Genomic DNA, 26,398 nt, shown 5'->3' with positions numbered 1-26,398 from the left:
TTGTTCTGAATCACAGGAACGATACAGGCTACCTGAAAAGTTTTCAGGTAGCCTGTCTCTGCTTTATACCGCCACGCGGCGGAAATCGGCCAACAGATCGGACAGGAACACCAGGAAGCGCATGGCGCCGGCGCCGTCGATCACGCGGTGGTCGAAAGAGAGCGACAGCGGACACATCAGGCGCGGGGCAAACTGGCTGCCGTCCCACACCGGTTTGATTTGCGATTTGCACACGCCCAAAATCGCCACTTCCGGTGCGTTCACAATCGGAGTAAAACCGGTGCCGCCTATGCCGCCGAGGCTGGAAATGGTGAAGCAGGCGCCCTGCATCTCCTGCGGTTTGAGCTTGCCTTCACGCGCTTTTTTGCTCAACTCGGCCAATTCGATGCTGATTTGTTTCAAGCCTTTTTGATCCACGTCGCGGATCACCGGCACCACCAGGCCGTTGGGTGTGTCGGCGGCAAAGCCGATGTGGAAATATTTTTTCAACACCAGATTTTCGCCGTCTAAAGACGAATTGAACTCGGGGAATTGCTGCAAAGCTTTGGCCGCCGCCTTGATGATAAAGGCCAAAGGCGACATTTTCACCCCTTCGCGCTCCCATTCTTTGTTGAGCTGCTTGCGCAAGTCTTCCAAATCGGTCATGTCGGCGTCGTTGTGGTGGGTCACATGCGGAATCATCACCCAGTTGCGCGCCAGATTTTGGCCGGAGATTTTCTTGATGCGGCTCAACTCCTGCACTTCGACCGGGCCGAATTTGGCGAAATCCACTTTCGGCCACGGCAAGAGGTCCAAACCGCCGCCCAGCGAAGCGGTGGCCGCCACCGGCGCGCCTTTGCCGGCACCGCCCTGCATGGCGGCTTTGACAAAGGCTTTGATGTCGTCGCCCACAATGCGGCCTTTCAAGCCGCTGCCGCGCACCAGGCTTAAATCCACGCCCAATTCGCGTGCCAGTTTGCGCGCGGATGGGCCGGCATGGGCTTTGGCGAAACCGGCTTCGTTTACCGGCGTATTGCCGAAGGCGGCCACCGGTTTGGCCGCTTCGGCGGCGGGTGCCGCGGCTGCAACCGGGGTGCCGGCCGCCGGTACGGGAGACGCTGGGGCAGGTGTGGCGACGGCTTGCGGCGCGGCCGCAGGTGCGTTGGCGGCGGCGACGTCGATGATGACCGTGCCTTCGGAAACTTTGTCGCCCACTTTGACATAGACGGCTTTGACTACGCCGGCGGCGGTGCTGGGCACGTCCATGGTGGCTTTGTCGGTTTCCAAGGTAATCAGGGTATCGTCCACCGCCACGGTGTCGCCGGCTTTGACTTCCACCGCAATCACGTCCACATCGCTGTGGCCGCCGATGTCGGGCACGGCTACCTGAACGCTGGCTGTTGCCGCAGGCGCACTGGCTGCGGGAGCGGTTTCGGTTTGCGGTGCGGCCGGTGCGGCGGCGGGGGCGGGAGCGGGAGCGGGAGCGGTTTCTGCCGCCGCGCCGCTGTCCACCACCACAATCACGCTGCCTTCGGAAACTTTGTCGCCCACCTGTACGCGTACTTCTTTGACCACGCCGGCGGCATCGGCCGGCACGTCCATGGTGGCTTTGTCGGTTTCCAGGGTAATCAGGGTGTCGTCCACCGCCACGGTGTCGCCGGCTTTCACTTCTACGGCAATCACGTCCACGTTTTCATGGCCGCCGATGTCGGGGACTTTGATCTCTACGATGCTCATTGTTTTTCCTTTTCGGTAAAACGGTTTTCTGGTTGTCGGATAAGGCGCCGCCGATGCGGGCGGCGCTTCGGAATCGGGAAGGATGTCAGCGTCTGCGGCAGCGGAAAGCGTCCTGCAAAGCCACCGCTTGGGTGGAGCCGTCGGCCGCCACCTCAAATACGGCCACGCCGCAAGCACGGCCCGTCGCCCCTACTACCTCATAATCGCGCCCGGCTTGCGGCACAAAGGAAGCCAGCTGACTGTGGCAGCTGCCTTCCTTCATCACCAAATAGCTTTCTGCCATCGGGTTGGCCGGCCTGTTGCTGTGGGTGAGGCCGATGTAGGAGGATTGCACATCGGCCGGTTTGCCTGCCGCTACCACATACTCGCGGAATACGGCACGCGACATCAAGCCGTTGCGTTCGCCGATGTGGCGGCTGATTTCGGTTTCGGGTATGCCGATGCTGCTGCTTTGGGCGGTGCCGGCAAAAGAGCTGAAGGCGTCGCCCAAGCTGCGGCCCACGCTGACGGCGGTGCCGCGCCGGTTGTGTTCGCAGTCGATGCCGCTGACCAGGCGTGCCGGTTTTTGGTTTTGGCCGTACAGGCGCACGCGGGCTTGGGTGGCCGGATCGTAGCGGGTTTCGGTTTGCACCACGGGGGCGTTGGCCGCGCAGGCGGTTAAGCGCACACACACAGATAGGGCCAGAAAGGGTTTCATCGCGTTTATCTGCCTTAGAAAGGGTTGGCGTACAAGTTTGTTGGATTCATCGGCCGGCACAGGCTACCTGAAAGCGGCTTGATCGGGTTTATGCGGATTGGCCGTCTTCAAATTCCTGCCGGATGCGCACGGCCTCGGGGCATTGTGCGTCCAGTGAGGCGCGGTAGGCCACGCAGCCGCGCATAAATTGCGGCCAATCGGGCACTTGCGGCGTTTTGCTGGCTTCTTCGGGCAGCAGCGCCCATAAGTCGGGATGGTACCAGCACAAATCGTGGCCGGAGCTGTCGCGGTGGGCGCGGATGCCGGCACGTAGTCTGCGGACTTCTGCCAGCAGTTCGTCGCGGCTCATTTTGTCGAGATCGGTGTCCATACAGTTTCCTCTTGTGTGGTCGGGCAGGCTACCTGAAAACGGTGGGATACCGGAATCCTGCTTAATGTCGGCCCTGTTCGCCGGTTGTGCCGAAGAACCGACTCAGCACGGGTCAGACCGTCAGCGCCCGGATGCCGGCTGCCGCCGCATACAAACCGAGCACCACAAACAACAGGCCGCTGCAGGCATAGGCGATGCGTTCGCGTTTCGGCGTCAGCAGTTTGGCCAAACCCATGCCGTAAGCGGTGAGGATCAGGTAGTCAAGCAGGCACCACACCGCAGTCAGCGCCAGCAGGCCGGGCAGCAGTCCCATGTCCAGCCTGCCGATAAAGGGCGGCAGGAAGGTCATGAAAAACAGAATGTCTTTCGGACTGGCCAAGCCCACCCAAAACGCCGAGCGCGCCATTTTGCCGAGGCTTTGCGGCGGCGGCAGCTGTTCGGCGGCATGCTGCACATTCACCCGCGGCCGCCGCGCATCCTGCCACAAACGGATGCCGTAATACGCCAAATACAGGCCGCCGACACCGGTCAGCGCCGTCAGCAGGGTTTCGCTGATACCGCCGATGCCCGCCAGCATCAGTCCGGCGCAGCCAATCCACACCAGCGAGGCGGCATTGGTGGCCGCCACCGACAATAACGCACCTTTAAAACCGTAACGGTTGGCACCGTTCATAATCACCAAATCCAACGGGCCGGGCATGATTAAAAATACGGCGACCGTCACCACATAGGCGGCCAATACAGACATCATGCTGAGTCTCCTTTTTCAAATGCCAAAAAGATGTTCAGCCGTCGTATCGGCCGCTTTTGGCAGCCTGTGGCGTGGGACGGACAGACCCCGCCGGAATGGGTGTCGGGTGTGTCTGATCAGGTGTGCTCCGGTTCCTTTCTGTTTGATGTTCTGGCAGGGGCGGTTTCAGGTAGCCCTTTGCCCGGGTTCGGGTCGGGCTTGCGCGGTGCGGCAATCCAGTCTGCGTGCCAAGCCTTAAGGCAGATAAGGCTTCAGGATGCGCTCGGCGTGTTCCGCCGCCCGGGCGCAATAGGCTTGCCGCGCTTGGGTGTTGTCGGGGCGTTCAGGGTTGAGCGGATGGTTTTGGAAGCGCTGCTTGAGCGCGGGCAGCATACGCTCGGCATCGCGGCCGCTGTCGCAGGCATTGATGCGACGGTTCAGTTCGGCAAAGCCCGGTTGCAGGGTGTCTTTGTCGCCCATTTGCTCGGGCGCGCAACTCCCGGCCATCAGAAGCAGTTCCATAGTATCGGCCGAAGCCTGCATGCAGCGGGCGTCGTTGTGGTTTTGTGCGGCGGCGGGCAGGGCGGCCAGGCAGGCGGCCAGCGCCAGCGCTTGGCGGTGGAGGATGATCCGTTTCATGATTTTCCCTCGAAGTGTTTGCTCAGCCGGGCTACCTGAAAACCGCCGGTCAGCGGATTTTGCGGCAACCTTGCGGGGTGCATTCCCATACGCTGCCGGCGCCTTCTATGGCGGAAGGGTTGGCTTCGGGGCGCGGCGGCAGTTCGGATCCGCCGATAGCGCCGCAGGCATTGAGCAGCAGGGCGGCCAGCGCCAGGGCAAGGGGGGCGAGGCGTTTCATATCCGGTTTCCTTTCAATGCGGCATCGGCTGGGGTGCGGATGCCGGGTTAAGGGCTTTCGGCCTGTTTGCCCAGCAGCAGACAGGTCGGTCGGCTTGGCACGGCATATTTCTGCGGCGCCTCAGCGCGGCGACATATCGTCTCGGGCGCAAAACACTTCCGGGCTGTCATAGCAGCTGCCGCGTCTGGTCGAATCGGCTTGGCAGGCGGCTTTGGCGGCGGCTTGGACACGGTCGCGGAAGCGGTTGTGCCGGGAGAGCCCGGTGTCGCCCAAGCCTGCGGCCAGCATGCGGCTGGCTTCGGCATCCAGCGGCGCTACGTAAAAGCGTTGGGTATGGCGGTTGTTGCCGTCAACGGACACGGCACCGGACACGGCCACGCAGGCATTGCTGATGCGGGCGATGATGTGGCATTGGCGGCTGCCGCATTCTTTGCGCACGTTTTGCTCGGCCTCCTGCAGGCTGTTGCCTTTGGCATAGTGCAGATGGCTGTGCGAGCCGACGCTTTTGTCGGCTTGATGGCCGATGGCCACCACGCCGAAGCCGCGCTCGACGTGCCAACGGGTGGGCGGGGCGACCAAGATGGTGCCGGGGGGCGGGCCGGGAGGAGGGCCGGAAGACGGAAGCGGGCAGTTGACCTGGCCGCACATATGGAGATTGTGGAGAGTGGCCGGCGGTATATTTTGCGCCGCCGCAGGCCAAGCCACAAGGCTGCCGAGTAGCAGCATCAGGGTTTTCTTCCGATCATACATGGCGTTTCTCCTCTGGTTCTCTTGGGGGTGTCAGGCTACCTGAAAGGCTTTCAGGTAGCCTGAGGACGGCAGCAGATTAACGTTTCCAGCTGGGCGTGGTGTCGGTTTGGATGCCGTATTTTTCGATGGCTTGCTGTACGGTGGCGGCGTCCACTTTGCCTTGTTTGGCCAAAGCGCCCAGCGCGGCCACGGCCACGTGGTAGCGGTCCACTTCGAAGAAGTCGCGCAGGTTGGCACGGGAGTCGCTGCGGCCGAAACCGTCGGTACCGAGCACCACATAGCCGCCGTTTTCGGCCGGAATGGCATGGCGGATGCGCTCGGCGAAACTGCGGATGTAGTCGGTGGCGGCCACCACGGGGCCGGCGTGGCCTTGCAGCTGTTGCGCCACGAAAGCGGTTTTTTGCTCGGCGGTGGGGTGCAGGCGGTTGTGACGTTCCACTTCGATGGCGTCGCGGTGCAGCTGGTTGAAGCTGGGGCAGGACCACACGTCGGCTTCTACGCCGAAGTCGGCTTTCAGCAGATCGGCGGCGGCCAGCACTTCGTTGAAGATGGTGCCGGAGCCCATGAGCTGCACTTTTTTGTCGCCTGCGCTGCCTTCGCGGAACAAATACATGCCTTTGAGAATCTGTTCTTCAATGCCTTCGCGTTGCGGTAGGGCGGGATGGACGTAGTTTTCGTTCATCAGGGTGATGTAGTAGTACACGTCCTGTTGCTCCACATACATGCGGCGCAAGCCGTCGTGGATGATGACCGCCAGTTCGTATTGGAAGGTGGGGTCGTAGCTGATGCAGTTGGGGATGAGGTCGGCCTGCAGCTGGCTGTGGCCGTCTTCGTGTTGCAGGCCTTCGCCGTTAAGCGTGGTGCGGCCGGCGGTGCCGCCCAAGAGGAAGCCGCGGGTGCGCATGTCGCCGGCGGCCCAAGCCAAATCGCCCACGCGCTGGAAGCCGAACATGGAGTAGTAAATGTAGAACGGAATCATGGCGTAGCGGCTGTTGGCGTAGCTGGTGCCGGCGGCAATCCAGTCGGCCATGGCGCCCGGTTCGTTGATGCCTTCCTGCAGAATCTGGCCGTCCACCGATTCTTTATAGAACATCAGTTGGTCTTTGTCCTGCGGGGTGTATTGCTGGCCTTTGGGGTTCCAGATGCCGTATTGGCGGAACATGCCTTCCATGCCGAAGGTGCGGCTTTCGTCGGGCACGATGGGCACGATGCGTTTGCCGATCTGTTTGTCTTTCAACAGGGTGGAGAGGATGCGCACAAAGGCCATGGTGGTGGAGAACTCGCGCTCGCCACTGGATTGCAGCTGGGCGTCGAAGGCGTTGAGCGCGGGCACCGGCAGGGCTTCGTTGTTCGGGTTGCGCTGCGGCAGATAGCCGCCCAAGGCATTGCGGCGCTCGCGCAGGTAGCGCATTTCTTCGCTGTCTTCGGGGAAACGGAAATAGGGCAGGTCGCCGCTGTCGATTTGCTCGTCGCTCACTTGGATGCCGAAGCGGTCACGGAACTGTTTGAGCGATTTGACGTCCATTTTCTTGGCTTGGTGGGCGATGTTTTGGCCTTCGCCCGCTTCGCCCATGCCGTAGCCTTTGATGGTTTTGGCCAGAATCACGGTGGGGCGGCCGTCGGCGCTGTTCACCGCTTCGTGGTAGGCGGCATAGACTTTGTGCGGGTCGTGGCCGCCACGGTTGAGCGCCCAGATTTCTTCGTCCGACAGATTGGCCACCATGGCTTTCAGTTCCGGCGTGTTGAAGAAATGCTCGCGCACATAGGCGCCGTCTTTGGATTTGAAGGTTTGGTAGTCACCGTCCAGACATTCTTCCATGCGTTGCTTGAGGGCGTTGTTGGTGTCGCGCGCCAAGAGGGCGTCCCAGCGGCTGCCCCAAATCACTTTCAACACGTTCCAACCGGCGCCACGGAAATTGCCTTCCAGTTCTTGAATGATTTTGCCGTTGCCGCGCACCGGGCCGTCGAGGCGTTGCAGATTACAGTTGATGACAAACACCAGATTGTCCAAGCCTTCGCGGGCGGCCAGGGAAATCGCGCCCTGGCTTTCCGGCTCGTCCATTTCGCCGTCGCCGCAGAAGCACCATACTTTGCGGCCTTTGGTTTTGGAGAGGCCGCGCGAATCCAGATATTTGAGGAAGCGCGCCTGATAAATCGCCATCAAGGGCCCCAAGCCCATGGACACGGTGGGGAATTGCCAGAAATCGGGCATCAGATAGGGGTGGGGATAGGAAGACAGGCCTTTGCCGTCCACTTCCTGACGGAAGTTGTCCAGCTGCTCTTCGGAGAGGCGGCCTTCCACATAGGCGCGGGCGTAAATCCCAGGCGCCACGTGGCCCTGGATGAAAATCAAATCGCCTTCTTCGCCTTCGCCCTTGGCTTTCCAGAAGTGGTTGAAGCCCACGTCGTAGAGGGTGGCGGAAGATTGGAAGGAGGCGATGTGGCCGCCGAGTTCCAAATCTTTTTTGCCGGCGCGCAGTACCATGGCGGCGGCGTTCCAGCGGATGGCGGAGCGGATGCGGTGCTCGAGCTCGTGATTGCCGGGCGATTTTTGTTCTTGTCCTACCGGGATGGTGTTCAGGTAGGCGGTGGTGGCGTCGAACGGCAGGTGCACGCCGCGGCGGCGGGTGTATTTCACCAGGTTTTCCAACAGAAAATGCGCCCGCTCCGAGCCTTCGTTTTCCAGCACAGAGCCCAGCGCATCCAGCCATTCCTGGGTTTCAACCGGGTCGATATCTTTGTATTCGGTGGACATACTCAATCCTTTAATCACAAATCAAACTGGGTTATTTTCATTTTTTCGTTTTTAATCACGAAAAAGAACGATATAAAGCAAATGCTTAAAAGAAAATGCGGCAGCAAACCGGCAAGAAATGATATTTAAGGGAGGTTTGCTGCATTGCAACATGCTGTATTTTCGTGAAATCGTATCAGTAAATATTCCAAAGGGCAATAGATTCCGCATGGCAAAATTTATACGAAAGAAACGGCACGGTTTTTTGTCGGCAGGCTACCTGAAAAAATAAGAACGCCTGACGAATTAAAATGTGCGGAAAGCAACAAAATGGAAAGAAAGAGAAAATTTGTGGTTAGGGTATCGTTGCCGGGCGGGCATTAGCGCAATGGTACGCAGACCCGTCATGATAGTGGGCATGTCCGGCGGCAGGCAGTACCGTCGGGTGCGGCGAATGGGTGATTCGGAAATTTGCTGCCGGAAACCTCAAATCTCTGCAAAACCGCCCTCTGCGGTGCATGTCTGCTTGTGGGCGCTCGCTGAGTTTGGCAATGGTATGACTTTGCTATCGGGATTGTTTGCGTTCACATTCGCTATGCTGTTGGGCCTTGAGCGACATTCATGTTGGGAGTGAACCCAAGGTCTTTGCCGAACTATGGAAATAATCTGGGACCTTCGCAAGCGGGTCAAGCAAACAGGCTACCTGAAAAGCGTTTGCATGCTTTCAGGTAGCCTGTGGGGCTGTGGGTTTATTGTACGGAAAATACCGGTTTGATGCTGCGCAGCGCCGGTTGGTTGTTGAGGAAATCGTCGGGATAGTAAGCCAGGTTTTGGATGCCGGCTTGTTTCAGCTTGCCCACCCACGCAGTCAATTCCGAGTCGGGTATCGGCTGTTTGCGCCGCCAGTCGGTGGTTTGCAGTTCGAAGATGATTTTATTCATCGGCAGACCCTGTTGTTTGACCCGGGCGGCCAATTGTTGCAGCCAATCGGCGGCCTGTTGGTGGGAAATGGCGTGTTCGTGTTCCAAATAAGGCATGGCCATGATGGCGGTGTAATCGTAGGAGCGGGTAAATTGGGCGAGGCTTTGGGCAAACCATTGCTGGGCCTCCGGCTGCATGACCACGCCGGCATAAAGGTTGCGCGCGGTTTTCAGCTCGTGGCGGGCTTTGAAGCTGTAACGCAGGGCGGCCTGTTTCAATTCTTCGGAATAGCGGATCAGGTCGTCGGTTTTTTGCCGGGCTTCCTGCCAGTATTGGGCGTTGCTGCGCGCACCTTCGGCGATGTGCCCTTCGAAGTCGGTCAGGAAGCCGTCGTCGTGGAAGAGGATGCCGCTGAAGCGGCTGTGGAAGGCGAGGTCTTCGTAGATCTCGCGCACGGTTTGGCGGTTGCGCGCGCTGTAAGGCGACAGGCGCAGATAATGTTCGCGGTTGGGGCGGCCGGAACGGCTGTCGGTGACGTAGTCGTATTGCGGACCGAGATCGAAAGCCATCATCGGCATCCAAGCGTAAACCTTCACATTGGCACGGGTGGCCAGCTGCCAGGCCACGCGGCTGAACAGGTCGGCCTTCATGCGCAGGTGGCGGTTGGGGAAGTAAAGCGCTTCGGCCACGCCGTTGCCGTCGTCGTCGGCAAAGGCCTGCAGATAAACGGTGCTCACGCCCAATAAATAAATGCGTTCGATCAGGCGGTCGAGATTGCGGTTTTGTTGGACGGGGTTGGGGTCGTAAACGTAATCGAGGTCCACATGGACCACGCGCTGGGTCTGCGGCTCGAACATGCGCTCGTTCAGATAGGCATTGATTACGCGCAAGTCGGTTTCGTGGTCGATGAGCAGGCGGCCGACGTGGCGTTCGGTCGGTTCGTTCAGTTGGTGGTCGAACAGGGTGAAGTCGCTGTCCAGGCCGACTTGGCGGGCGATTTCGATGCCGGCTTCGTTCATTTGGCCGTAGGGCCACACCAAAATGCGCGGGCGCCGGCCGGTGTGGCGGGCGATGATGTCGGACGACAGTTGCAGGTCGTGGCGGATGCGTTGTGCGTATTCGGCGTGGGTTTCGTAGCGGCCGCCGGCATATTTGCCGGGCAGGGCGGCGGCAAATAGCGAGCCGAGCGGATTGCCGATGTTGCTGCGGTGCAGGTCGTGGGTGTGGGAGGCCACTTCGATCAGGCCGCTGGCCTGCATTTCGCGTATCTGCTCCCAAGTAACGAAGGCGCTGCGCGGCAGCTGTTGTTCGCCGTAGGCAATGCTGCCGTGCGCAGGCGTTTCCATCCACGAAGTGACCAGGGCGAGGACGGCGGGATAGTTGTAGGCTTTGAGCAGGGGATAGACGCGGTTGTAGAAGCTGAGGTAGCCGTCGTCGAAGGTGAGCAGTACCGGTTTGGCCGGCAGGCGGCCGCGGCCGCGGCGGGCGTCTTCAATCTGCTGCCAGCTGACCGGTGTGTAACCATTGTCGCGCAGCCAATTGAAATGGCTCACCAGGCGGCTGACGGTAATGGTTTGGGGGAAATACTGCCGTTGCAGTTTTCCCTGCATATCGGTTGATGCGGGTAGGGTGAAGTGGTTTTCTTCTACCACGTCGTGGTAGCACATCACGCCGTAGCGTTCGGCCGCTTGGGCGCGGATGCAAAAGAAGGCGAGCAGAAAGAAAATGAGGTAACGGTAGCGCATAAGTTTCCCCGGCTGAAGGTTTAAGAGAGTGTGCGGCAGGCATATTGGTTTTCAGGTAGCCTGAGACCTTGGTTACGCTCTTGGAGAACATGGTTTTGCAAAGGTCTAAGCCTGAAATGTTTGGCCGTCCCCGGACAGGGATGCGGTTCAAGGCGTGGCACAGCACAGCGATGTGAATGCACCAGCGCCCCCGGGAGCTGGCATCTCCTATGGAGTAAGACCGTCATTTGGCCCGCATGGACCAATAAAAAAGTCAGCTAGTAACTAGCTGACTTTATGAAATTTTTTGGTCGGAGTGAAAGGATTCGAACCTTCGACCCCTTGCACCCCATGCAAGTGCGCCATATATAAATCATTTTAAATTAACGTGTTAGCCTCTTGCCGAATTTGCAAATACAGTAATTTAAAACGCTTTAAAAGGCAGTCAAATAATAGACTGGCACCAGTATGACACCAGTCCTATTTAAGTCATCAGCTATTGATGGGCGGGCATTATACAGATAGAGAGCCTATTGCGGCCACGCATCCACCAGCGCTTTATGCCGACGGCTGCACTCATTATATATATGCACTACGCTAACTGCCCACGGCAGCACCACCTTGCCGGTAGTGCCGGATAAAGCAGGTAGGGTAGGGCAGGGCCGTGCCAAATCAGCGGGCGGCTGCGTTGCCGTCGGCAATGGCGGCGTTGATGACTGACAGGCCGTCATCGTCCAGGCAATCGCCAATATAGACAGGCCGTTCCACAATCTTCTGCGCTTCCACATATCGCACCCTCTCTTTCTGTTCCGCCGCCGCGCGGGCAGCCTGATAGTTTCTACTGGCCTGCATGGCCGCTTCAATCTGCTTTTGCGCCTGTTCGGCCAATGCTGCGGCCATTTCCTGCTTGGCTTTCAGGTAGCCTGAGCGATATTGCCGCTGGCCGTGTATCAGTGCGGCGGCCATCACGGCACAGGCAGCGGCCGCCCCTACTGACGGCCAAAACCATTTCGGAAAAATCATTTCTCGTACCTTTCCAACATTTGCTTGTAATTCGCCAATTCCCTTTCCGCCACTTCAAAAGCGGGATAATCCCCGGCCTCGGATGCGGCTTTGAGCTTGGCTGCCCATTCCGCGATTTGCTCACGGCACCATTCCGCCGGCGTCATGGATGCAGCCCCACCAGGTAGCGTGTTTTCCCGCCGCCGCGCTTGGTGGCCGTCAGGATTTGGTTGCGCTCCGCCGAGTGATGCCGGCAGCCGAAATGCACCCATGCGCCGTCGCCGCGCTCCGGAAATTCCAAGATGAGTTGATCGAAAGTAATCAAGCCCGCGTCGCGCATGGCGATGATGTCGCGTGCCAGTTGTTCGCTGCTCAGGCCGGTGGCGTCAATATCCGCCGCCGAACCGTAACGGTGCGCCGAAGTCTTCGCGCCGCCGACGGCACGGTTTACTGCTTCGCTGCGGTAGCAGGACGATACATAAATGCCTACTTCCCGCCCGTACTTCTGGCCCAGCCAAGCGCGGATTTTCTCCAAGCGCTCGGCGGTCTTTCTGATGTTGGCCAGCTCTTGCGCGTTCGGCTCGTTTTTCAGGCCAAGCCGGCGGCCGGTTTCGCTGCGGGTCAGTTCCCGCAGGCTGAAATGCGCTGTGATTTGTGTCATTTCCGATCTCCAATAAAAAAGCCCGCCAAACGGCAGGCAAGAAAAAAGCCCCGTGGGGTCACGGGGCTACCTGAAAAAGAGATTTTAGCTCATGCGGGCGAAGTTGTTTTTCACGCCTTCGATGTGTTTCGGGTCTTCCATCTGCTTGTAAGCCTGCATCAAAAACTGCTGCATTTTGCAAATCCAGTAGTGCGGCGCTTCCGCCCAGCTGCCCGCTTTACCTGCATAGGCGCTGCCCAAGCGGTTCAAGGCGGGATAAAGATGGTCGTATAAATCGCTCATTTGCTGGGCGTAGCGGGTCAGCGTGGACAGCTGGTACACCTGCTCTTCCGTCATCGCGATGCCTTTCGCCGCTTCAGGCTGCCTGAACAACTCCGGCGCTTGTGGCAGGCTGTCCAGATAGCGCATGGCGGTGGCAAACATGCTGGCCGGAATATGGTGGTAGCTGTCCACGCCCAAATATTCATGCAGGCCGCGATATACCTTCTGGAAAGTTTCGCCGGTGCGGCCGCAGCGTTCCAATACCTTCTCGCTGATGCGCTCCGCTTCTTCCGCGCTGATGGTGTGCGGCAGTTGCACCGCCGGCGCTTCCATTGCCTTCAGTTTCTCTGCCATTGCGTTAAAGGCTTCGATGTAGGCGATTTTGATGGCCATCGCATCTTTGCCGGTAAAACCCATTACCAGCAGCATAAAGCCGTCTTTGGTCAGTTCGTAGGCGCGTGTCAGATATGAACCGTTGCCAAGGTTACTTTTTACAGTTCTCTCTAGCGGCCGAAAATTCGGCTTGTAGAAAGAATCAGGCACTTGGCTGATGATCTCATCAATTTTTGCCAAGACATGTTTATGTGCCTTGCCGAAGGCTTTGGCGATAAATTCGCTGGTGGTAACGGGTTCAGAATGGTGGATTTGGACGAATTGAGCGAAGTCAATATTGATTGCGTTCATGATGGGATTCCTTGTATGAATTTACGAAATTCAGCCCAAATGGGCGGCCAAGAGGTTCGTAAACCTTACAAGCAGGCTGGAGTTATTCCCCTTGCGGGTATTGTATTCCTCGCCCTCTCGGCCATAAATCGGAATCACACGGCAGGAGAGAGAGCCATGTTGCAACACACATCTTATGGACGCAAAAAAATCACGCTGACGGGGTGATACCGCTTGTAAGAGGTTACGACACCTCATGGCTTCGCATCATACAAACAAACTGATAGCTTGGCAAGCAATATATTTTTATCGCTCAAAAGCAGCTTTTTAAAATAAACAGGGTTGCAATTACAATAAGTATAAATGTGCCACATCCCGCTTTATCTTCTTTAGCTCTTGGGCTTTCTAGGAATGATTTATTATCTTCCTTTTCTACATGTAATATGGATATTTTAGGTATACCTGGCTTATCTTCATTTTTTTCTATATTTTTTATACTAGTCGGCTTCTGTTCAGTAAGAACAATATTTAATCCAGGTAGTTTTTGTCGCCATATTCTAGCTAACTCTTTGGGGATATGATTCAAAAAATGTGGTTTTACTTTAGAAGAATCTGCGTAGCCAAAGTAAAACCTAGTTCCAGTCATGATCAGAGAATTTTTTGCGCGAGTAAGTGCTACATATAGCACCCTTCTATCTTCCTCTTCTTTATCATAATTTCCTGTCGAAAGAGTATGCGGATAAACCCCTTGTGAAATTCCCGTCACATAACATATATCGTTTTCCATGCCCTTTGCCGAGTGAACAGTAATCAGCATTAAGGCATCGCTTCTTTCTTTTTTGCTGTAGATTGGGTTGAGTACATACTCCTCAAGGAAGGACAAAATATCATTCTCTTTTTCCGCTAGCGTGGAAATCAATGGAAAATCTTTTACACGGTCTTCCCAATTTTCTGATTTATAGATATTCGCTAAAATAGGAGTAAGGAATTTTACTGAAACATCAAATACCTGCTTGGTTGTTGTTGCCTTTGATACTTCAACTAGTAATTCTGCTACTTCTGGATTTTTTACCCTTCTTTCTGCATTTATAATAGTTTGGCAATCTGACAAGTTGTCCTGAGTAATGGCTTTTTTCATAATGCGCGTAGCCGTTACTGAACCGATACCCGGCCACAGTGTCAAATAGCGTATCCACGCAATTTCATCTTTGATATTGACCGCAATCCGTAAAACTGAAAGCACATCTCGAATATGTGCTGCTTCCATCAGCTTTTCGCCGCCGATGAAATAATAAGGGATTTGATGTTCCAGCAATGCCCGCTCAATTACCTTTGCCGCTCTTGATGTTCGAACCAAAACCGTCATTCGGTTGATTGCCGTTCCTTGAGACAATTTTTTGCGTATATCTTTTGCTACCCAAACGGCCTCGTCATCAGGCGAAAGGAACTGCCTAAAAATTGGCTTATTACTCCCTTTCCGATGGGCTACTAGATTTTTCTCATATGGAATCGAGCTTTGATTGAGCAGCCAGTTTGAAACGTCCAATATGCTTTGGTAAGAACGATAGTTGTAAGAAAGTTTACATACCTCAGCATCCGGCACTCGCTTTGGGAAATCGTGGATATTTCTGAAATCTGCCCCTCGAAATCCGTAAATTGATTGAGCATCATCACCGACACAGAATAGACTGACTCTGCCTAATAACGGAGCAAGCAGCCGCCACTGTAAAGGATTGGTGTCCTGCATCTCATCAATCAAAAGATGATCGTACCTGCCCGCTATCCAGCTTAAGACTTTCGGATTATTCAGCCCATCTGCTACAACAGATAAGACATCATCATAATCTAGGTATCCTCTTTCTTTCTTGAACGATTCATAAAATGCAAATGCCTTCAGTACATAATCTTTATGCGCCGGAGGGAGCATAGTGCCGATATAAGCATTCGGATCACTTAGTGTATTCCGAATGTAACTATACCAATCCAAAATGGCTTTAGCTTTAGGTGCATCAATTTTTTCAATTGGCGGATTGATATTGGCGTAAGCCATTTTAAATATTTGCAGCTGGTCATCGCGGTCAATAACCGTATATTGGCTTTCTTGAAAAAAATGTGGGGCAGACCGAATCAACAGCATGCACCAGGAATGGAAAGTAGAGGCTCTCAAACCAGATGAAGCCGTGCCGATTTGCTCTTCAACCCTACGCACTAATTCATCTGCCGCTTTTCGCGTGAATGTAAGCAAATGAATTCTCTTTGGATTCCCCCCTGAAGTAATCAAATGCGCGGTGCGGGCTACGATGGTTTTTGTCTTACCGCAACCAGCACCGGCCAAAACTAAAATATTCTGATGCTCCAGAGTTACAGCATATTTCTGCTGTTTATTCAGCTCTTCTAGCATTTTAATGTGATTTTTTTAATGTGATTTTTATTAAAAATCAATCGGTCATCTCATTGAGTATTACTCTTGTTGGTTCATTATCTTTAACCTCTACCATCTTTCCTACCAACCCGCCTTGGGTGGGGAAATATCCTCCAATTTCCCAAGTTACTTTGGTGCGGACATAGTATTTCCCGGCGGGGAGATTTTCGAATGTGAAATTACCGTCAGCATCTGCAACGGTGGTACGTCTTGCTTCTGAAAAGCCGGGAGAAGGGGGAACTTGATTTCTATGGACATAGTAAATACCCGCCTTTCTCCACCATTCCGTGCCTATTGTTGTTGCGGGGTCTAAGGTAACTGTTTCACCTGCAGCTCTAACCACGCCGCCGCCGGCTTGCGTAAGGAACGCCTGCCCTTTCAGAGAGCCGGTACCTTCCCCGATATAGGCTTTATATTCATGCTCATATTGCGGGAGTTTATTACTCCAGTTGGGCGGCGGCACGGTAACGGCACAACTGCAAAGCAACAATGCCGCTGCGGCTGCTGTAAAAAATGGCTTCATGATTAATTACTCCTTTGTCAAAAAACGTAAACCAAAGAATAACCAAACTTAACACCCAAGGCAAGAGCAGGCTACCTGAAAGTTTCCGGAGCGGCCAAGCAGAAGGCTACCTGAAGGGTTCAGGTAGCCTTAAGTCCACTTCATGCTGTCAAAACAGCCACATTTTAAACAATGCCAAGGCGGCAACTGCGGCAGCCGAGAAGGCTATCAGCACTATTACAACCAAGATGCTTTTCACAATGAGCGCCAAACGATCAAAGCCATCCATAGGCACTTTGCCGAAAGTCTGCCACCTATTATTCAACCACAACAGATTCTCCCAAACACTGGGGCGGCTGACTTGCACTTCATCAATCACAGGCCGAAATCGTTTGATGACATTATTCAAAAATCCGCGCCATGCCTGATAGAAAATATGCTCGTCAATATCGTTCTGCCGGATGCCGATTGCTACAAACTCCAGAAAATTCAGTATGTAGCTGATTTCAACCCGTACATCTGCCAACGATTTTTCAGGGCAGCGAAGAACCTCATTAATTTTTTTGGCATTTTCCATATATACGGCAGACGTTCTGGTTTCCAGCAGTATGTTCATACTGTGCTGTTTCACATGATTGCGAATCGCAACGAAACTTGACCACAGCCAGCCCATGGTAGGTAGAAATGCAGTGGTAATCACACCCAGCCAGATACTCAGTTTCACGCCAGCCGGCCGAACTACCCAGAACCAATTTATATCGGATAGGTTGGGGTGCAGGCGGATGGATATGAGAAAGAGATACAGAATAAACAGCGCAACAAAAACAACACCCAGCCAAATGCCGGGTGCTGTTCTTTTTCTTAAATGCCGGTAGGGCATCAGGCCCCCCAACCTTCAGATAATTTATATTTTTCCATTGCTTTAAACTCCTTTTCAATTTTGGTCAATAACTATTATTAAACTTTTGTTTAATAAATAGCCTTCTTTGGCTGGCCAGGCTATGTGAGAACTATACTGCCGCGTACGCCTGAAGTCAAGAACGTACAACTTTTCCATACCGAGTAAACATGAGCAGCCGCGCGGCTGCTCATGTTTACTCGCCCCACTCAAGCAAAGCGGAAATCCCGCTTCATTTCGCGCAGCAGTTTCACCAGATCGCGCTTGTGTATCCAGTCGCCGCCGGTGGCGTTGATGACGATGGTTTCGCCGCTGCCGCCGCTGTTGCCGCTCAATCGCTTATAGTCATTTTCCAAAACAAAACCCCGCCGGAGCGGGGCAAAATACACAAATCTGTAACTTGATAAATTACAATCTGTGATTTATAATATCACAAAGAATAGGGAATCACAGCATGATTCAAAGTTTTGCGCACAAAGGTTTGGAAAAATTCTTCCGCACCGGCAACAAATCCGGCATACAGGCCGCCCATGCCGCCAAGCTGGCCCGTATATTGGCAGTGTTGGACGAACTGACCGCCATCGAACAACTCAACGGCCTGTGGCGCTGCCACCAGCTTAAAGGCGAGCGCTACCCGCAATGGTCGCTGACCGTATCCGGCAATTGGCGTATTACTTTTGAACTGCACGAAGGCCACGTTTACATCGTCAATTACGAAGACTACCACTAGGAGCCGCACCATGATGCACAATCCGCCCCCGCCCTGCGATATTCTGCGCGAAGACGTGCTGCCCGAACTGGGTATGACCGTTACCGCCTTTGCCGAACACTTGGGCTACACCCGCGAAGCCATCAGCCGCACCCTGCACGGCAAAACCCCCATAACCCCGCAACTGGCCTGGCGGCTGGAACAGGCCGGTATCAGCACCGCCGAAATGTGGCTGAACCTGCAAGCCAAATACGACTTATGGCAGCTACGGCAACAGCCTCAGCAAAAAAGCATTGCCAAGCTGAATATGGGTGCTGTGCATGGCTGACACCCAAAGCGGTGTTCCCGCCGCCGTGGTGGATTTGGCCTTCAACAACGAATGGTCTGCGTTGCATGCCTGGCGCGAACATTTGGGGCTGACCCAAACCGAAGTAGCCGCCAAAATGGGCATTTCCCAAGCCGCTTATTCCCAACACGAAAACAGCAGCAGCCTGCGCCCCAGCACCCGCGCCAAAATCGCCGCAGCCCTAGGCATTCACGCCGATCAGTTGGATTTTTAGCGTTGATGCAGTAAACCACCGGGGCGGCTTTCGCGTACCAGCACCTCAACGATTTTGCCGTCTAGCAGCTTGGCAACTTGGCGGCCTTGCTCGGAATCGGCTTGCGTATCCGATTCTGACTGCCCTTGATTGACCGTCACGGTAATGTTCACGTTATTTTGAACACCACCGCCACCGGAGCCATGTGCCATCACGCCCAGCTTGCCGTTCGGAGCGCGGGTCAGCGGCATAATCGCCTCCGGCCCGGCTTCACCCATCACGCCAAAACTACCGCTGTTGGCGAAGGACTGAACACCGTTCTGCCATGCGCCGTAGAGATTCACCCCTCTACGGCATTTGCCGCTTCCAAACTGATTTCAGGTAGCCTGAAGATTTCCTGCTACCCCGCCACCGGCGGCTCGTCCGGCGGCTCCTGCGGTTTTTTGGTGTAGCCGAAGCGTGCCAACCAGCCATCCATCAGCCCGCCGGCGGCACGGGGAGACAGGGCGCGGATGGCATCGAGCACCGAATCACACACGCCGCCGGCCACCAAGCCGACCACCAGCGACAGGCGCGGCACTTCGCCGCCTACCAGGTATTCCGCCGCACCCACGGCCAGCACCACCGACACCGCCACGTTCCACACCTTTTCCCGCAGCGTTTTGTTCGGGCTGTTGGCCGCCACCCGCAGGGCAGCAATCAGGCCGCCCGCAGCCGCCAAAACGGCGGCGTTGTCCCACAATTCCACAATCCAACGCATTTACACACCCGCTTTCTCCGCCAGTTTTGCCCGCGCCTCGTCCCGCATGTGGTCGCCGGCCAGCACCGACAGCACCGACATCAGCGGATACACCACCATGCCCGTATGCAAGGGCGGGTAGCCCGTCCAAAAGCTGATGCTTACCGCCAGCCACACCAAACCGGCAAACATCAGCGCCGTGCCGCCGAGCACCCGCCCGCGCAGGCTGTTGTCATACAGCGCCCACGCCAGCAGGCCGGCCACCGCGCACAAAACCGCCACCGCCCACGGAATCGGGATTTTCGAAAAGCCCGCATAGGTCGGCAGGTTGCCGAAGCCGCCGTGCAGCAGCATGGCGGCCCAGCCCAGAAGGATGCCGATATTGAGCACCTTCAAGGCGCGCGTACCTGTCCCAAACAACCACACCCGCCACGGCTTCGGCAGGAATAAAAGGCCGGCAACAAAATTTGCCGCCCGCACCGGCCAGATACAGGCACGGCCGATGCGCTCGCATAATTTGCACAACTTCTTTTTCATCATCTTCCCTTCCCGAAATCAATTGATTGATCTCTACAAACAAATAAGCGCCTATTTGGCGCTTATTTAATTGATTGATAAATAACTTTAAAATTATCTGGGTTTATAGTGGTCACTCGGCTATACGCCTCCTGTTCTACTTCGATGCCGTAGAGTGTACGTTTAACGCGCACCTTATTGCCATCTTTGTCGCACAATTCAAATCCGCTGTATTGGCCTTTCAGATGCTGTGGTAGCAGCGGGTCGTTGCCGCACGTGCCATCCTTAAATTGGCCGCCCTCAACATCATATGCTACCTCACTACACCGAGTTGATGGCCAATCGATATTAATTGGCGCGTTTTTGAAATGACTGCTATTTTTTGAATGCACATAAATCGTATAGCCAATAGTAGCAACACTATACCAATATCCGCTGCCGGCATAACTTTTTTCTTGGTCGTAATAGATATACATTTGCCCATTATTTGCTGGGCTTGAAAACCAAGCCAGCATTCTTTTTTTTAGAGCATCAGAGGTCCCTTTCCATCGAAACCTTTTAGGCCAGCCTGGATACCAGGCCTGAGCGGCACGTTTGATTTTGGCATCCATTGCTGCTAGAGCGGCAGGGTAGTCATCTTTATCCCAGACATAAATATCATCAATCTCGGTAGTGGTTGCGTAAGTGCCACTTAAATAACCATCGACAACCATAGCAATGCGAACGACATGGTTGTATTTACTCCGGTCGCGCTGAGGCCGGCAAGCATTCGGCCAGCCATCCGGCGGTGGGATGATGCCGTCAAAGCGGACATTGACACATCGCCCGCTGCTGCAGTCATATAAATCGGATAGGCCCGGTATTTCTCCCGTGGGCGGCAGCATTTGTGACGCATTGTGCAGAGCGTCTTCTCCGCCATCGCGCGGCTTGGGGCCATCATCCTTGCCATCAATATCAGCATCCCGTTCGCCCAGTTCACCCTTTCCGTCCAAGCTACCCAACCCGCCATCATTTCCCGCGTGGTAGCCTGAGGCGTATGCCACGCCCAATCCCATTCCGATGCGCGGGCGATGGCCCTGCGGTGCCAGATTGAATAGATCGTCATTCAATCCAACAATCTTTCGCATATTGACGCGCGTCTCACTCATAGTCTTATCTCCACATCATCATTAGGGATGCTCACGTTTTGCGCGTGCGCATTAATCACCAGCGCAGTGTCGGTGCTACCTTCCTCAATCGCCGGGGTGATCACCTTAAACATGATGGTCTCCCGATAATCGCCGACACGGTCGGTTCTCTGGCGCATAATCTGCCCTTGGTATTGGTCAGCGTTGTCCACCGTGCCGGCCGGCAGCAGTACAGAGCCTAAGCGGATACTGCGATTGCCAGATGGCGTGCCGGCGTACCGTTTACGCGCAGGTACGTTCAATGGCTGAATGGCACCACCGTCAGCGCTTTGATAAAACTTATAGGTGACATCGGTTTTGCCGATGCCTGCCGCCATGTCGAAGCTGTGTACAAAGCTATATACCTTGGCATTCCCTTTGAAATGCGGATGCTCGATGCGGTGGGTGTGGCGCAAATCGATGTCCGGCATCATCTTTACCTGCAAATCCAGCGTATTGTCGCGATGACTGGAGAGGATTTTGGTATAGGCTGTATGCAGGGCTACCTGAAGGGTTTTGTCGTATTCGCCGGCGGCGGTGTTGTCTATATCGCGGTAATAATCGCCGTTTTCTAGTCGCGCAAAACCCTCAGGCGCAGACGGGGATTGGTAGTCTCTCCCCCATGATTCATCTTGATATTCGTGCACTACCGCATAGCTCATGTTTTCTTCTAGTAGATCGTACCGGCCAATGCTCGCTGCATTGCTTAGTGTGATTTCTAAAACCTCTGTAATGTTCTGTACCCATCGCCTAGACGCTTTCCAACTTGCTTCGCGAGCATACATATTTGTGTAGTCCGCCACCGACACCGAAGCAACATCCATTACCTCGTTGCCGTTCTGGTCCTGTACCACGTTGCCGGATACATCCGTGCGCGGGCGAATAGAGGTAGTGCGGGTTACCACCGGCCTCCAGATAAATTCGCGATAACCACTACATTTATAGTAGCCTTCTTTCTCTAATCCAACCGCCACCAAATTACCTATCGCCCAGCCAGCCCCCTTGGCTGCAGAAGTCACCATCTCAGTTCTTGGCGGCAAGCCGTAACGGCCGTAATTACACACATTGCAGTCCGAGAAAAACTGATACTGCAAATCGCGCTGCAGCTGTCGGCTGTAACGGTTTTCAATCTTGATTTTGACCTGATTAACCACCCGGCCAACCGATGCCAGCGTCACGGACGGCTCTCTTGCATAGACAAAGCATGGCCCCATGACAAAATCGGCCGTAGCCTTAGGCTGCCACGGCGTCAGATAGCCGATCCCTCTCGCGTCATACTCATAACTTGCCGGGATGGTTTCCAGCCTTGCTCTCAGCTCTTCGTCTTGATCTTTAAATTCATTTCCGTGCGCAGAAGAAGACGTATAACCGATGCTATTAAGCACGCTGCGTGGCATAGCATTGTTTAGCAGCTTTCGGCGATCAGAGCATTGCAACACCACCGCGCGACGCGGAAATTCAATTCGACCGATATCCACAATGCCCGTGTACAAGCGTACACGCCGTACGTCTGTCACAACATCCACCTCAATCGACTTGCCGTGCCACTGATATGGATCAATTAATCCGCGTTCTTTGCGCAACACAAAATCACACAGATAGGACTGGTTTTCCGCATGACGAATACTCATATTTTCCGCTAGTTCGCACATGGGCACAGCCATACCGCCTATTCTTACCTCAATGTCGTAATCAAGGCCATCCAAACCCAGCGTCTGACTGCCCTTGAAACAGCGTTGCAATGCCGTGCGGCTTTGGCGTGTGGCCAATGCCAACAGACTTCCAGAAACAATGGATTTTTGCAGCACGCCTAAGGCCAGCAGTGCACCGCCGCCATTCTTGAGCACCCGCGTTTTCACGCCTAGCGCGATAACTGGGCCGCTGTATTCCGTGCGCATTTGCGTTTTAACGCCCATCGAGAGCAATACCGACTGCTGCCGCAACCCAAATGTCAACAGATCCATATCACACCGCCGTCTCTACAACCTCGTTTAAACTTAGCGCTAAAATCGGCGTACCTGTAGCATCGTAAATGTCCGCTACCGCATTATTCAGGCGTACATACACTGCAATCGCCGCTCCGCTATTGATGGTGTGCCCAATAGGCAAAGCCGATCCGCCAACAGCGCTACCCAAACCCGCAGACGATAGTGCTAGCTTCACAGCATCTGGCTTGTGCTTACTGCCGATATTCCGCAGCTTCGCCGTTCCGTCCAGAACCTCACTACCAACTGCCACCGGGTAAGACGGGGCCGCCGCCGCCGTAGTGCCTGCCGTAATGACTTGGTACACATAACCATTAGGCGTACCCGGCTCGAATAGCGAGCCCAGCTCATATACCGCATTGGCTTCGCGGTTGGGTAATATATCAATAGGGGTGATGGTGATTTGGTTACTGCCTGGCCCCGCCGCTGTTTGCAGCTTGCGATTCGGTGTCTTGCTGCCGAAGTAAAACACAAAATCGCGAGTTTGGCCTTGTGCGGTAAAATCAACATCTTGCTTGCGACCGCCCGCATAGGCACCACCTGCCTCGGTATTCATCGCCTCGTCGGCGTAGAGTTTAAAACTGATGGACATATCTGCTCCCAAAAATAAGACAGCCCGAAGGCTGCCTGAAAATTAATTGGATACCTCCCGTGCTTTTTGTACGGCCCACATATCCATAAAACGCTCGAAATTATCAGTTGTCACCAAATTGCCACCCATCTTGCTGCCGTTTGGCCCAGCCAGCTCTAGCCTATAAGATTTGGAATGCGCTCTGGGACCGATATAGCTCATATATTGCGTTTCTTGCAAAACAGGTTCTGTTTTCGAACGTCTAGGTGAAGCTTTGGAAACACCCGGCACGGCAGGCGCTGCCCGGTCGCCCAATTCGAAACCACCTAAAGCACTATTAAAACGGATTGCACTGTCGTTCATTAGCTGCGCTGCGCTCATCATGTCGGTAGCGCCACGGCTTTGCATCAAAGCAGCATCACGCTGCCTGTCTGCCGCACGCCTATAATCCTCCAGTGCTTGCAGTTGTCGTCTGGCGTGGGCCAACTGCTCCCCGGTTGCACCTCTTCGACGCAGATCATCTAATTGCCGCTCGATATCTGACATTCCAAGCTGCGCGACTTGTTTGTCTAAGTCGGCGAGGCTGGCCATTACCTGCTCCTGCTCGCGATATCTATCGATCACGCCTTTAATCGCCTGAGCCTTGCGGATTTCCGCATCAGATGCCCCGCGTGCAGCTAGCTGCATACGCATCAGCTCGCTTTCGGATTTACCCAAAGCCGACGCCTGTTCGTACAGTTTACTTATGGTGTCGTCTATGGCCTTTTGATTTTCCATCTGCTTCAGGGTTTCAATGGCCGATGTTGCACGCGCATAGTCGGCTTCAGCCGCCCGTGCCGCCGCTTCGCTCAAATCAGACAGATTCAGCTTGGTCCGATTGGCCGCCAATTCAACTTCCGCCAGTTCCAACCCGGCCTTGCCGAAACGTGCTATTTGCTTTTCGTACTCATCAGCGGTTTTGGCGATATTGTCGGCCAATTTGCTGGCTTCGGCACTACGGGCAATTTTATCCATCGCGGCTTTGGTCGACTCTATTTTCCGGTTGTAGTCATCTAAGGTCATGGCAAGCTGACGGCGCTTTTCCTCTTCCGTCAACCGGACATCCTCATTAACTGCGATTATGTGCTGCTTCATAGCGGCATCGCGTTGCGCTTCCAAACCCATTAGCGCAATCTGCTCTTTTGTCATCCCCACGGTGGCCGCCTGTTCACGGTATTTTAGAACCGTTTCATCCATTCCTTTTTGCAGCTCTTCCAGTCCTTTGCCTATATCGATAGCGCCGCGCGAAACATCAGCATCCAGCACCGCCGTATTGGCCAGCGAGCCACGATATACACCCCTCTCCATGCTGGCTGTTTCATCGTAATCACCTGTTACTTTTAGGCGGAAATAATTTGCCGGGCTTACGAAAAACTGCATAAATTCCTGCATGGCGTTGCTCGGCTTGGCATTCAGGATGTCATATAGCTTAGTACCGAAGCTTTCAACCCTTTTGTCAATAAGGCCGAATTTATCCAGTAAATCATCAAAGCCGTCAGAAATGGAATTACTAGCATCTCGCCCTTGCAAAAACTCTGAGGCAGATGACAGCGCCGTGAATGCTGAATAGGCGGCCAATACGGTTGAAGCGGCTTGCATCATAAATACGCCCAAACCACTTTTTACAATAGACGTGAACCCCGCTCCAATATTTGCACTGGCCGCGCGCAGTACAATCATAGCCCGGCTAAGGCTCGTCACCTGTGCAGCCGAAGCTGTGGCCGCCGCTGTCATCTTGCCTAACCCTCCCACAGCAAATAATGCGGAAACGCCAATCCCACGCAAAGCGTGTACAGCCATTGCCCCCTTAGCTACCAACACCAATAAAGCAGCCCCAGCACCCGCCAGCCACTTTAAAAAAGCCATCCCCATTAATGCGCCAATTACTGTCGCCAATGTGTCAATGTTTTCTGCCAGTAGCATTACGCCCGAAGCTAACACAGAACTAGTGCCGCTGCCATTCATCAGATCATCTACAAAGGCGGCCCAGTTATTGCGCAACACAGAGAGCGACTGCCCTAAAGTAAGCGACATATTTTCAGTCTGCTTAGACAGCGTGGCTTCAGCTCCAACCATGGCATCAACAATTACCCTAGTAGTCAGCTTGCCTTCAGACGCCAATGCGCGTATTTCGGCACGGGTTTTGCCTAAATACCGAGCCAAAATATCCAGCATAATCGGCGCGGCTTCCGAGATGCTGCGAAATTCGTCACCCTGCAAACGGCCCGAACCGAGCGCTTGCGACAGCTGGAATAAAGCTGCAGCCTGCTCTCGCGCACCCACGCCGCCAACACGCATTGCGTTATTAGCGGCCTCTACAAATTGCAGCACCTTTTGCTGCGAGTAGCCGTAGGCTTCCAGCGCCCGTGAGGACTTAACGTACAGGCTGCCGGTGGCTTCCAGCGAGGCGTAGGTGCGGTTGGAAATCTCCAGTAACTCTTTACGCACCGACAAAGCAGCACTTTCGCTGCCCGTTACCAGCTTAAGCTGATTGTTCAGAGACTGCATACTGTCTGCAGTCTCCAGAATCTCTCTCGCACCAAGCGCCAAGCCTAAGCCGCCCATCATCGTTTGCAAACGCAGTAGCAGCGGATTGACATCAACCACAACACCTTTGAGCTTGTTTGACGACAAAGCCGCTTGATTGATACCTAATGCTGCTTGATTTGCCGCATGGCCTACACCTAAAAAACGCCCCTGAGCATCGCGCAAACGTCCGTTTGCATCAGTAAAATTTCTGTTCAGGTTTTGTGTGGCGGCAGCCGATTTGGATGCCGCCGCCGCTTGTGCTATATGCCCGGCTGCATAACCTTTCACTTTTGCCCCGGCGTCTTCCAGCGTTTTCACCATGCGCTGCAAGATAGTGTCCGCTTGTTGCAACGGGCGGGTGTCAAACTCTATATAGAGACTTGCCAATGATTCAGCCATATCAAGACCCCATAAAAAACCGCCATCACGGCGGAAACAAAACATGAAAGATAATCAATGACTCAAAGAATAAGACTCTTCTAAAAATCATCTCTGAACTTCGCTTTTCACCATAGATTTCGTGGGCAGTGTTGGCTGCCTAATGCGGCTTTGACTTTGACTAAACAGCCACATTCGCCGCAGCGGTCAAGTAAACCCACGTCCGCGCCTTTGGGCAGGCCGCCGTGCAGACGTTTCAGCGCATCACAATTAGCACACAATCCTAGCCTTTGTGCATATGGTTCAGATTTAACTAC

Annotated in this window: 28 protein-coding genes; 5 read left to right on the top strand and 23 right to left on the bottom strand. The window is 54.5% G+C overall.

Annotation, left to right across the window (positions count from 1 at the left end):
* Window positions 1–63: 63 nt before the first annotated feature.
* From aceF to HMPREF9371_RS10985, 12 genes are all read right to left on the bottom strand, one after another.
* Window positions 64–1,716 carry a dihydrolipoyllysine-residue acetyltransferase gene (aceF, locus tag HMPREF9371_RS02825; RefSeq protein WP_009118364.1) on the bottom strand — a complete coding sequence of 551 codons (1,653 nt, stop codon included), beginning with the start codon at window positions 1,714–1,716 and terminating at the stop codon, window positions 64–66.
* 85 nt (window positions 1,717–1,801) lie between these two features.
* Entirely contained in the window at window positions 1,802–2,413 is a 612-nt protein-coding gene (locus HMPREF9371_RS02820) for a hypothetical protein (RefSeq protein WP_009118363.1), read from the bottom strand.
* 88 nt (window positions 2,414–2,501) lie between these two features.
* Window positions 2,502–2,783: a hypothetical protein gene (locus HMPREF9371_RS02815; protein ID WP_009118362.1), complete on the bottom strand. Its 282-nt coding sequence runs from the start codon at window positions 2,781–2,783 to the stop codon at window positions 2,502–2,504.
* 112 nt (window positions 2,784–2,895) lie between these two features.
* Window positions 2,896–3,534, bottom strand: coding sequence for a LysE family translocator (locus HMPREF9371_RS02810; protein ID WP_009118361.1), 639 nt, complete (start codon window positions 3,532–3,534; stop codon window positions 2,896–2,898).
* A 234-nt stretch (window positions 3,535–3,768) separates the two neighbouring features.
* Entirely contained in the window at window positions 3,769–4,152 is a 384-nt protein-coding gene (locus HMPREF9371_RS02805; RefSeq protein ID WP_009118360.1) for a hypothetical protein, read from the bottom strand.
* A 49-nt stretch (window positions 4,153–4,201) separates the two neighbouring features.
* Complete coding sequence (locus HMPREF9371_RS12470; protein ID WP_156786978.1) at window positions 4,202–4,372, bottom strand: hypothetical protein; 171 nt, start codon at window positions 4,370–4,372, stop codon at window positions 4,202–4,204.
* Window positions 4,373–4,492: 120 nt separating this feature from the next.
* On the bottom strand, window positions 4,493–5,122 hold the full coding sequence (locus tag HMPREF9371_RS02800) for a hypothetical protein (protein WP_009118358.1): 630 nt from the start codon (window positions 5,120–5,122) through the stop codon (window positions 4,493–4,495).
* Between the two features lie 76 nt (window positions 5,123–5,198).
* Window positions 5,199–7,877: a pyruvate dehydrogenase (acetyl-transferring), homodimeric type gene (gene aceE, locus HMPREF9371_RS02795; protein WP_009118357.1), complete on the bottom strand. Its 2,679-nt coding sequence runs from the start codon at window positions 7,875–7,877 to the stop codon at window positions 5,199–5,201.
* 728 nt (window positions 7,878–8,605) lie between these two features.
* Window positions 8,606–10,522 carry a poly-beta-1,6-N-acetyl-D-glucosamine N-deacetylase PgaB gene (gene pgaB, locus HMPREF9371_RS02790; RefSeq protein ID WP_009118354.1) on the bottom strand — a complete coding sequence of 639 codons (1,917 nt, stop codon included), beginning with the start codon at window positions 10,520–10,522 and terminating at the stop codon, window positions 8,606–8,608.
* Window positions 10,523–11,173: 651 nt separating this feature from the next.
* Window positions 11,174–11,524, bottom strand: coding sequence for a hypothetical protein (locus HMPREF9371_RS02785; protein ID WP_009118353.1), 351 nt, complete (start codon window positions 11,522–11,524; stop codon window positions 11,174–11,176).
* 142 nt (window positions 11,525–11,666) lie between these two features.
* Window positions 11,667–12,164 (bottom strand): D-Ala-D-Ala carboxypeptidase family metallohydrolase, encoded by a 498-nt coding sequence (locus HMPREF9371_RS02775; RefSeq protein WP_009118351.1) that lies wholly within the window; start codon window positions 12,162–12,164, stop codon window positions 11,667–11,669.
* Between the two features lie 84 nt (window positions 12,165–12,248).
* Window positions 12,249–13,034 (bottom strand): Rha family transcriptional regulator, encoded by a 786-nt coding sequence (locus tag HMPREF9371_RS10985; protein ID WP_232203112.1) that lies wholly within the window; start codon window positions 13,032–13,034, stop codon window positions 12,249–12,251.
* Between HMPREF9371_RS10985 and HMPREF9371_RS13070 the strand changes: the two genes are divergently transcribed.
* Complete coding sequence (locus HMPREF9371_RS13070; RefSeq protein WP_232203151.1) at window positions 12,969–13,316, top strand: hypothetical protein; 348 nt, start codon at window positions 12,969–12,971, stop codon at window positions 13,314–13,316. The two genes, HMPREF9371_RS10985 and HMPREF9371_RS13070, sit on opposite strands and share 66 nt — an antisense overlap.
* An 85-nt stretch (window positions 13,317–13,401) precedes the next feature.
* On the opposite strand, the gene HMPREF9371_RS02765 is transcribed toward HMPREF9371_RS13070, so the two are convergent.
* The 4 genes from HMPREF9371_RS02765 to HMPREF9371_RS12460 form a co-directional block, all read right to left on the bottom strand.
* Window positions 13,402–15,489: an ATP-dependent helicase gene (locus HMPREF9371_RS02765; protein WP_009118349.1), complete on the bottom strand. Its 2,088-nt coding sequence runs from the start codon at window positions 15,487–15,489 to the stop codon at window positions 13,402–13,404.
* A 37-nt stretch (window positions 15,490–15,526) separates the two neighbouring features.
* Complete coding sequence (locus HMPREF9371_RS12465) at window positions 15,527–16,033, bottom strand: hypothetical protein (protein WP_156786977.1); 507 nt, start codon at window positions 16,031–16,033, stop codon at window positions 15,527–15,529.
* A 148-nt stretch (window positions 16,034–16,181) separates the two neighbouring features.
* Complete coding sequence (locus HMPREF9371_RS02760) at window positions 16,182–16,892, bottom strand: DUF4760 domain-containing protein (RefSeq protein WP_009118346.1); 711 nt, start codon at window positions 16,890–16,892, stop codon at window positions 16,182–16,184.
* A gap of 227 nt (window positions 16,893–17,119) precedes the next feature.
* Window positions 17,120–17,266 (bottom strand): hypothetical protein, encoded by a 147-nt coding sequence (locus tag HMPREF9371_RS12460; protein ID WP_156786976.1) that lies wholly within the window; start codon window positions 17,264–17,266, stop codon window positions 17,120–17,122.
* A gap of 98 nt (window positions 17,267–17,364) precedes the next feature.
* Here HMPREF9371_RS12460 and HMPREF9371_RS02755 point away from each other — a divergent pair, with 98 nt between their 5' ends.
* Genes HMPREF9371_RS02755 through HMPREF9371_RS02745 form a run of 3 tightly spaced genes read left to right on the top strand, consistent with a single transcriptional unit; the run spans window position 17,365 to window position 18,179 of the window.
* A complete protein-coding gene (locus HMPREF9371_RS02755) occupies window positions 17,365–17,640 on the top strand; it encodes a type II toxin-antitoxin system RelE/ParE family toxin (protein ID WP_009118344.1) in 276 nt (91 codons plus the stop codon).
* A gap of 10 nt (window positions 17,641–17,650) precedes the next feature.
* Window positions 17,651–17,947 (top strand): HigA family addiction module antitoxin, encoded by a 297-nt coding sequence (locus tag HMPREF9371_RS02750; RefSeq protein ID WP_009118343.1) that lies wholly within the window; start codon window positions 17,651–17,653, stop codon window positions 17,945–17,947.
* Window positions 17,940–18,179 (top strand): helix-turn-helix domain-containing protein, encoded by a 240-nt coding sequence (locus HMPREF9371_RS02745; RefSeq protein WP_009118342.1) that lies wholly within the window; start codon window positions 17,940–17,942, stop codon window positions 18,177–18,179. Before HMPREF9371_RS02750 ends, HMPREF9371_RS02745 begins: the two co-directional genes overlap by 8 nt.
* On the opposite strand, the gene HMPREF9371_RS02740 is transcribed toward HMPREF9371_RS02745, so the two are convergent.
* The 3 genes from HMPREF9371_RS02740 to HMPREF9371_RS02730 are packed head-to-tail and all read right to left on the bottom strand — an operon-like array spanning window position 18,176 to window position 19,293.
* Window positions 18,176–18,502 carry a phage tail tape measure protein gene (locus HMPREF9371_RS02740; RefSeq protein WP_009118341.1) on the bottom strand — a complete coding sequence of 109 codons (327 nt, stop codon included), beginning with the start codon at window positions 18,500–18,502 and terminating at the stop codon, window positions 18,176–18,178. The two genes, HMPREF9371_RS02745 and HMPREF9371_RS02740, sit on opposite strands and share 4 nt — an antisense overlap.
* A gap of 56 nt (window positions 18,503–18,558) precedes the next feature.
* The gene (locus tag HMPREF9371_RS02735) at window positions 18,559–18,918 is read right to left on the bottom strand and encodes a hypothetical protein (RefSeq protein WP_009118340.1); all 360 of its coding nucleotides are present in this window, start codon (window positions 18,916–18,918) and stop codon (window positions 18,559–18,561) included.
* On the bottom strand, window positions 18,919–19,293 hold the full coding sequence (locus tag HMPREF9371_RS02730) for a hypothetical protein (protein WP_232203067.1): 375 nt from the start codon (window positions 19,291–19,293) through the stop codon (window positions 18,919–18,921).
* Between HMPREF9371_RS02730 and HMPREF9371_RS13065 the strand changes: the two genes are divergently transcribed.
* Entirely contained in the window at window positions 19,280–19,504 is a 225-nt protein-coding gene (locus tag HMPREF9371_RS13065; protein WP_232203066.1) for a hypothetical protein, read from the top strand. The two genes, HMPREF9371_RS02730 and HMPREF9371_RS13065, sit on opposite strands and share 14 nt — an antisense overlap.
* Here the strand turns inward: HMPREF9371_RS13065 and HMPREF9371_RS02725 are convergent.
* Genes HMPREF9371_RS02725 through HMPREF9371_RS02710 form a run of 4 tightly spaced genes read right to left on the bottom strand, consistent with a single transcriptional unit; the run spans window position 19,497 to window position 26,147 of the window.
* Window positions 19,497–20,561: a hypothetical protein gene (locus HMPREF9371_RS02725; protein ID WP_009118338.1), complete on the bottom strand. Its 1,065-nt coding sequence runs from the start codon at window positions 20,559–20,561 to the stop codon at window positions 19,497–19,499. The two genes, HMPREF9371_RS13065 and HMPREF9371_RS02725, sit on opposite strands and share 8 nt — an antisense overlap.
* Complete coding sequence (locus HMPREF9371_RS02720; RefSeq protein WP_009118337.1) at window positions 20,558–22,543, bottom strand: hypothetical protein; 1,986 nt, start codon at window positions 22,541–22,543, stop codon at window positions 20,558–20,560. The genes HMPREF9371_RS02725 and HMPREF9371_RS02720 overlap by 4 nt, the downstream gene beginning before the upstream one ends.
* A gap of 1 nt (window position 22,544) precedes the next feature.
* Window positions 22,545–23,156: a hypothetical protein gene (locus HMPREF9371_RS02715; protein ID WP_009118336.1), complete on the bottom strand. Its 612-nt coding sequence runs from the start codon at window positions 23,154–23,156 to the stop codon at window positions 22,545–22,547.
* Window positions 23,157–23,198: 42 nt separating this feature from the next.
* Complete coding sequence (locus tag HMPREF9371_RS02710) at window positions 23,199–26,147, bottom strand: tape measure protein (RefSeq protein WP_040660049.1); 2,949 nt, start codon at window positions 26,145–26,147, stop codon at window positions 23,199–23,201.
* Window positions 26,148–26,398: the final 251 nt, after the last annotated feature.

The sequence above is a fragment of the Neisseria shayeganii 871 genome, assembly GCF_000226875.1.
GTDB classification, from domain to species: domain Bacteria; phylum Pseudomonadota; class Gammaproteobacteria; order Burkholderiales; family Neisseriaceae; genus Eikenella; species Eikenella shayeganii.
Note: the sequence above shows the minus strand (reverse complement) of the source record. Positions and strands in the feature narration are given on the sequence as shown.

Excerpts from the sequence above, each read along its gene's own strand:
- aceF (WP_009118364.1), bottom strand. The coding sequence starts at position 1,716 with ATGAGCATCGTAGAGATCAAAGTCCCCGACATCGGCGGCCATGAAAAC.
- HMPREF9371_RS02710 (WP_040660049.1), bottom strand. The coding sequence starts at position 26,147 with ATGTTTTGTTTCCGCCGTGATGGCGGTTTTTTATGGGGTCTTGATATG.
- HMPREF9371_RS02750 (WP_009118343.1), top strand. The coding sequence starts at position 17,651 with ATGATGCACAATCCGCCCCCGCCCTGCGATATTCTGCGCGAAGACGTG.
- HMPREF9371_RS02765 (WP_009118349.1), bottom strand. The coding sequence starts at position 15,489 with ATGCTAGAAGAGCTGAATAAACAGCAGAAATATGCTGTAACTCTGGAG.
- HMPREF9371_RS02760 (WP_009118346.1), bottom strand. The coding sequence starts at position 16,892 with ATGCCCTACCGGCATTTAAGAAAAAGAACAGCACCCGGCATTTGGCTG.
- HMPREF9371_RS02800 (WP_009118358.1), bottom strand. The coding sequence starts at position 5,122 with ATGTATGATCGGAAGAAAACCCTGATGCTGCTACTCGGCAGCCTTGTG.
- HMPREF9371_RS02725 (WP_009118338.1), bottom strand. The coding sequence starts at position 20,561 with ATGAGTGAGACGCGCGTCAATATGCGAAAGATTGTTGGATTGAATGAC.
- HMPREF9371_RS02755 (WP_009118344.1), top strand. The coding sequence starts at position 17,365 with ATGATTCAAAGTTTTGCGCACAAAGGTTTGGAAAAATTCTTCCGCACC.
- HMPREF9371_RS02745 (WP_009118342.1), top strand. The coding sequence starts at position 17,940 with ATGGCTGACACCCAAAGCGGTGTTCCCGCCGCCGTGGTGGATTTGGCC.
- HMPREF9371_RS02820 (WP_009118363.1), bottom strand. The coding sequence starts at position 2,413 with ATGAAACCCTTTCTGGCCCTATCTGTGTGTGTGCGCTTAACCGCCTGC.
- HMPREF9371_RS12470 (WP_156786978.1), bottom strand. The coding sequence starts at position 4,372 with ATGAAACGCCTCGCCCCCCTTGCCCTGGCGCTGGCCGCCCTGCTGCTC.
- HMPREF9371_RS02810 (WP_009118361.1), bottom strand. The coding sequence starts at position 3,534 with ATGATGTCTGTATTGGCCGCCTATGTGGTGACGGTCGCCGTATTTTTA.
- pgaB (WP_009118354.1), bottom strand. The coding sequence starts at position 10,522 with ATGCGCTACCGTTACCTCATTTTCTTTCTGCTCGCCTTCTTTTGCATC.
- HMPREF9371_RS02720 (WP_009118337.1), bottom strand. The coding sequence starts at position 22,543 with ATGGATCTGTTGACATTTGGGTTGCGGCAGCAGTCGGTATTGCTCTCG.
- HMPREF9371_RS02815 (WP_009118362.1), bottom strand. The coding sequence starts at position 2,783 with ATGGACACCGATCTCGACAAAATGAGCCGCGACGAACTGCTGGCAGAA.
- HMPREF9371_RS12465 (WP_156786977.1), bottom strand. The coding sequence starts at position 16,033 with ATGAAGCCATTTTTTACAGCAGCCGCAGCGGCATTGTTGCTTTGCAGT.
- aceE (WP_009118357.1), bottom strand. The coding sequence starts at position 7,877 with ATGTCCACCGAATACAAAGATATCGACCCGGTTGAAACCCAGGAATGG.
- HMPREF9371_RS02775 (WP_009118351.1), bottom strand. The coding sequence starts at position 12,164 with ATGACACAAATCACAGCGCATTTCAGCCTGCGGGAACTGACCCGCAGC.
- HMPREF9371_RS02735 (WP_009118340.1), bottom strand. The coding sequence starts at position 18,918 with ATGCGTTGGATTGTGGAATTGTGGGACAACGCCGCCGTTTTGGCGGCT.
- HMPREF9371_RS02715 (WP_009118336.1), bottom strand. The coding sequence starts at position 23,156 with ATGTCCATCAGTTTTAAACTCTACGCCGACGAGGCGATGAATACCGAG.
- HMPREF9371_RS02785 (WP_009118353.1), bottom strand. The coding sequence starts at position 11,524 with ATGATTTTTCCGAAATGGTTTTGGCCGTCAGTAGGGGCGGCCGCTGCC.
- HMPREF9371_RS02805 (WP_009118360.1), bottom strand. The coding sequence starts at position 4,152 with ATGAAACGGATCATCCTCCACCGCCAAGCGCTGGCGCTGGCCGCCTGC.